The sequence below is a fragment of the Bacillus sp. EKM208B genome (assembly GCF_011800725.1).
Taxonomy (GTDB): Bacteria; Bacillota; Bacilli; order Bacillales; family Bacillaceae; genus Bacillus; species Bacillus velezensis.
Window position 1 is genome coordinate 1 of record NZ_JAANHO010000026.1, and the last position, 1283, is coordinate 1283.

Annotated in this window: 1 protein-coding gene; it reads left to right on the forward strand. The window is 46.0% G+C overall.

The genetic code is table 11. The annotated features are described in order from the left end of the window. Positions 1-20: 20 nt before the first annotated feature. The coding region (locus G9F75_RS19655; RefSeq protein ID WP_167409330.1) for a non-ribosomal peptide synthetase at positions 21-1283 on the forward strand (1263 nt) is incomplete at its 3' end.

Below are 1283 nucleotides of genomic sequence, written 5' to 3' on the forward strand. Positions count from 1 at the left end.
TCATACTGGAGCATTTTAAGGTGTTGCTGGACAGGGTGATTGCTAACCCTGAAATGAAATTGTCTGAACTCCACATGGTCAGTGAGGTAGAGCAACAAAGAATACTAACGGTTTTCAACGATACCCATATAGAGTATGCACAGCATCATACGGCAGTGGAACGATTCGAGAAACATGCGGAACAGACACCTGAGAAGACGGTAATTGAATACGAAACGGGCGTACTTCGTTATGGAGAAGTCAACCGAAAGGCCAATGCCTTGGCATGGGAACTGATTTCGTTAGGTGTTAAGCCCAATGATCGAGTGGCCATCATGGCTTCCCTTGAAGCGGAAACGATCATTGGCATTTTAGGCGTGCTAAAGAGTGGAGCCGCCTATGTCCCGATTGATCCAGCAACTCCGAAGGAACGAATAGAGCATATTCTGAACGATGCAGCACCCAAGGTCATCTTAACAAGAGAGAAGACTTTGGAAACGGAAGTCCCATTCATCTCTATGAATCTTGAAGATCTGGGCGAGAAGGAGACAAATCCAGCGTGTGCTGTTGAAAAGGGCGACATCGCCTATGTGATTTACACATCAGGAACGACAGGAAAGCCCAAAGGCGTGGCGGTTACACGAGGCAATTTGGATCATTACTTGTCGTATGCAGATCAGGAGTACCAGAAAGAAGCTTGTACGACGGTACTGATTACAAGCTTAAGTTTCGACCTCTCCGTAACGTCCTTGTTCTTACCGCTGATTAGTGGTGGATCTCTTCTATTAAAGGGAGGAGACACGGAGGAAAGGTTACGTGCAGCATTCAAAGATAACAGGGTAACTTTCCTTAAACTTACTCCGTCCCATTTAAAAATGCTGGAAACTTATGCAGACGGCGTAGATGTACCGAATTTAGAAACGCTGATTGTCGGTGGAGAAGAGTTAACCACAGATACGGCATGGAAAACGCAGAAGCTATTAGGAGACAGGGTCAAGATTCATAACGAATATGGCCCTACAGAGACTACCGTAGGATGCTGTGACTATGTCTATTCCAGCGAAAAAGATAAGGGTTTAAGTGTAGGAATCGGACATCCCATTGCCAATATGCAGCTCTATATACTGAATGAGATGGAGTTATGTAGTGTAGGCGTTCCTGGTGAGCTATGCATCGCAGGAGACGGAGTAGCCAAAGGCTATCTAAACCAGCCTGAATTAACAGCGGAGAAGTTTATCGACAATCCATATGGCGAAGGGAAGTTATACCGCTCTGGAGATTTGGCGAGATGGCTGCCTAACGGG